At 38.5% G+C, this 4,486-nt stretch carries 4 protein-coding genes; 1 reads left to right on the top strand and 3 read right to left on the bottom strand.

Annotation, left to right across the window (positions count from 1 at the left end; genetic code table 11):
* A partial coding sequence (locus tag ECA01S_RS13620; RefSeq protein WP_067396475.1) for a cell envelope integrity TolA family protein occupies positions 1-1,686 on the bottom strand: 1,686 nt, incomplete at its 3' end.
* A 22-nt stretch (positions 1,687-1,708) separates the two neighbouring features.
* Positions 1,709-2,074 (bottom strand): hypothetical protein, encoded by a 366-nt coding sequence (locus ECA01S_RS13615; protein ID WP_067396473.1) that lies wholly within the window; start codon positions 2,072-2,074, stop codon positions 1,709-1,711.
* 86 nt (positions 2,075-2,160) lie between these two features.
* Between ECA01S_RS13615 and ECA01S_RS14255 the strand changes: the two genes are divergently transcribed.
* The gene (locus ECA01S_RS14255; RefSeq protein ID WP_157490307.1) at positions 2,161-2,247 is read left to right on the top strand and encodes a type I toxin-antitoxin system Fst family toxin; all 87 of its coding nucleotides are present in this window, start codon (positions 2,161-2,163) and stop codon (positions 2,245-2,247) included.
* A gap of 123 nt (positions 2,248-2,370) precedes the next feature.
* Here the strand turns inward: ECA01S_RS14255 and ECA01S_RS13610 are convergent.
* Positions 2,371-4,486 (bottom strand): ATP-binding protein (locus ECA01S_RS13610; RefSeq protein ID WP_067396470.1); only part of this gene is annotated, 2,116 nt, incomplete at its 5' end.

Genomic DNA, 4,486 nt, shown 5'->3' with positions numbered 1-4,486 from the left:
CTGACGTTGACGAGCAAGCTGTTGTTGTTCCTTCGATTCTTGCTGGCGTCCTTTTTCGTGTAAATTTTGCAGGTTCTGTTGCGCTTTTTCCACACTGTTTGGAGCTTTGTGCTGTGCTTTTGGTTTTAATTCACGTCGTAAGGCACTACGCTTCGCTTCTCGTTCTTTCACGGGTTTTTGTTTCAATCCAAGCTCTTGTTTTCCTCGTTTTTGCGCTTCTTCTTGGCGTTTTCTCAGTGCGGCTTTTCGTTCTTCTTTGGCTTGTTTGCGGTGTTCTTTGTTGGCTGCCTTCTGTTCTTTTGCCGCTTCACGCATTTTCTTTTCGGTGCTGAATGGGTGGGTCGCAAATGCCATTGCGTCGGCTAAAGAGACCCTTCCAGTAAACAGACTACCTAAGAATTTACGGAAAATATACAAACCCAATGGCGTCAACAAGTAAATTAACATCGTTAAGATTTTTTGCCATGGATTATCAACCGCGTTACTTAATTGAAACCCTAAAGACAGAAACGTCGCAAAGAAGATACAGGCGAAGCCCGTCATCGCCTTCATGAAAATGGTCATGCCAAAGGCTTTGAAATAATTCACAAAAACGTTGATTCCTGTCATGAATAAACCAACTAAAAGAAGAATTGGTAAGAGCGGTAATAAAAATATCTGCATAACTGCAATGACCAGACGAACAAAACAAAGGGCAAAGTAAACAATCGTTTGAATCAAATTTACAACAACGTAGAACATACCATAAAATGTGTTTGATACATTTGAAAAGTACATAATCGAACGATTGTTCAGCTCGTCAGCTTCATAGTCGGTGATTTTTTTGTGTAATTCTTCGTTATCTTCACTATTTAAATCATTATCTAGCAAAATATTGATACGATCGTATGTTGAGTCTTTGTATTCAACTTGTTTTTTACGAATGGTTTCAGGATTAGACGTACCATAATTCATGAGTAGATAGGGTTCAAACACATTGGTGTAAAATACACGCGAAGCAATCAATTCTCCTGCGCTTTTCATACGATCATTCACGTTCCCATCTTTACTTTCTGGGACACTTTCGCCATTTAATACAGGATTGACTTTGACAAAGGCGGCTTCGATTTGTTTGTCTGCTTCAAACATTTGGTTGAACAACGAATCGGACGTGTTGGCGTCTTTACAAACGGAAAGCCCTGTAAAGATAAGGATGGTCATTAGAAAGACACGTAGCGCTTGTCGAAATCGTTGCTCACCAATGAATTTAATTCCCATAATCAGCGTAACAAACCCAATCCCTATCGTTCCAGCAATACTTAACATGTTTCCTGCGATATTGGAGGTCAATTGTTGGATAGGCTGCTTAATTGGGGTAACAACATCCATACTAAAAAGGAACTTGACCATTTCAGCATTGAATTGACCAAGTCCCTTGACGGCTCCCCATATTAAATTTTTTAGCATAGCGGAAGAATTGACAAAAGCTTCTTTTACTTTTCCAAAGATGTTGTCTTTGTATTCTTTTGTCATTAATTCAAACGAATTATCCTTGTAATTTTCATAGATTGTATCTACGTCTGTGGTAGGTTCTCTTACAACAACTTTATTTTCATCAGGTTCTGGTGCTGCAAAAACCGTTTGTGACTGAGTAATGGTAAAAAAACACCCCAAAAAAAGAAGAAGCAATAATAATTTCCTCTTCATTGCTTCACATCCTTAACTTTATTTATTTGCTTTCTTTTACTAAACTGATTTCTTTATTTCCATCAAACATTTTAATGTTTTCATCATTTTCAATTTTCACTTTTCTGTAATTAGTGATACTTGATTTTCCATCTAAAGTAATTGTTTTTTCTTCTTCGTCAACAGCGAACTTACCTGAGTTGGTTATTGGGCTTGAAGAACTCGGACGCCAATCAAAAGTGCCATTCTTGTAAAAAGTGCATATAACTGACCCATAGCCATAACCTTTTAACCGCCAACTTCCCTCGTTATCAACTAAAGTAGTTTCTATTTTTTTAGAATTACCTCCACAACCAATTAAAAGCAAGATACCTACAAATCCAATAATCCAAAGAAGTATTTTTTTCATATGAATCCCCCTAATTAAAATCGTTTTACGATATAATAAAGTGTCGCCTTATCCGACAGTCTTGCGACTGGAAGGAGGTGTATACCATGTTTCAAGAATTTCTTTGCCCCCTTCTTGTCGGCATACTCATTGCCTTATTCGAGTATTGGCTGAATAAGCGAAACAAGAAGTAAAACATGTAAAGAGGCGACATCAGCCCACAGAAAAAACCCTAGAGAATCCGACCTCTCTAGGGGTTTCGTGTACACCATGTTCCTTCTTTGCCCCCCTAGTATATCATGTTTCTTTTTATATTTCTAGGAACTTTGTTCTAATGCCAGCGCCACTTGGGTCGCTTCGTCTTCTTTATTGGTAGAAGAAATCGCAAGTAGCCAGCTATCAAATAACACATCAATGGCAATCGGTTGATTCCGTCCTCTGTGGTCTTGGAAAAGACACGTCCCTGATTTTAGTTCATTCATTAGCTGAACGTTGGCGCTATTAGGTTCCATACCAAAGAAGTGTAACACTTTTTCTTGTGCTTCTTTTTGATTGGGACGAAAGGCGAACTTATACGATAACAATTCCTTCTTGTCTTCTCTATCATAATCCATAAACGCTTGAGTGACAAGGTATATATCCGTCATGTTCGCACGTCCCTTACGCAAGCTGTCTTCAATTAAGAATCGTCCTTGGGAAGTATCTTCAAATCCTTTGGCTTCATCAAAGATAATGGCTGCGTCCTCGTCTTTATCCGTAGAGAAAATGTAGGTCATTTTCATTATGACTTCCATAATCGACATACCTGCAATTTGCTCGTTTTTTAACTTATTGGCAGCTATTTCGTCCTGTGTGGGGATTTGTAGCCCTTGGGTACCTAATACATTGATTTGATTTTCAAAGCGAATTGGCTCGCTGTAATCGTTCCCTAAAAGTATTTTTCCTAACCCGACATTGTGACCTGAAATTAATTTAGCCAGTTTCTCGTCTTTTTCTCGAATGACCTCAATCACTTTGCTCAAGTGCTTCTTTCCTCTGCCATTCATGACCGCCTCCACTGATTCTAAAATCAACGTTTTCTTATCGTTTGACGTATGGCTATCTTTGTCCACTTGTCCAAAGTTTTCTAAAACGGTTCGTGCAGTTTCGATTGCTTCTTCCCTTGGTAAAAACAATAATGGGTCAAGCATTCCTCGATATTTTTCTTCTTTTGATAGTGAAATAAAATTAATTCGCTCAAACAACGCTTTAAATTCAGGAATATATCCAAATTTTTCTAATGCTTTTCGGAAAAATTTTTCTGTTTCATTTTTGGGGTCAACGTAAAGGATTTTTTGCCCTAAAAAAGTGAGCCACAAGAAAATGTATTTCACCAATACGGATTTTCCCTGACCCGGCGGACCAATAATCAACGTATTTCCGTTAGTATGTTGGGCGCCTTCAATGGCTCGTTTCGTTAAATTCGGGAAAAACCAAATGATTTTACTAGATAACGATAACGCATGTTGAACGGATTTAAACTTCTTCGCTGTAATCACTCGACCAAGTGGCATACCATAGCGATTCCCCACCTCTTTTTCAAGGTCAAGTCCAAAATCAGCCACATAGCCTGTGGTAACCACTTGTTCATAGCTCTTAAATTTGCTGACACTGCCGATTAAGCATTGATTGAAAAGGGTCAGTTGGTCAACAAGTGGACGATAGACCTTGTAAGCTGTACCATCAAGAACAAATTCTACTTCTTTGATTCGTTCTTCTAGCTCTTTTTTGCTTTCTGCCGCTAATACAAACGTAATTGTCATGCGACACAAGCGACGTTCTTTGCTTTTTAATCGCTCATTAAGGTCTCTCAACCGTTCTTCCCCGAACAATACGACCTCATCATCATCTAAAATGCCGTCAACGGTTTCTTGGTCTTTGTCCTGTTCAAAAATTCGCTTTCTCATTTTATGCACGTGTCGACGGTCTTTATCCTCATGGTCAAATGTCACTCGTACATGTGTTTCAATCGGCGAAGACAAGCTATCCTGTAAATTTTGAACAAATGCGCTCCCAAACATACTGGTAGGAACGTCCGTTAATGTTAGAAAAGATAGATAATGTGTCTTCCCTAACTGTTCGACGGTTAGATAACCACTATGATTTTCAATCACCCCTTCGGTCATTTCTTCTACAAGTAATTCACGTTGTGGTAAGCGTGTATTTGCACGGTGGAAGAAATAATAAAAAAGACGACCCATTGTTTTTGTATCTAAACGTTCTATTTGTTTGTAATTCGCTAAGTCATTGTACAATTGTTTTTCTGCTTTGCGAAACGTTGATAACAGGACACTTCTTGGCACTTTTTGCCCTGTCAAACGGTGAATCAATCGTCCACACATATCTTTAAACAATTCAACGTATTCTAAAGGGTTGGCTACTTGAATAGGTGTA

Origin of the sequence: Enterococcus canis NBRC 100695 (assembly GCF_001544375.1) — a bacterium.
Classification (GTDB): domain Bacteria; phylum Bacillota; class Bacilli; order Lactobacillales; family Enterococcaceae; genus Enterococcus_H; species Enterococcus_H canis.
This window is presented reverse-complemented; position numbering and strand designations above follow the sequence as displayed.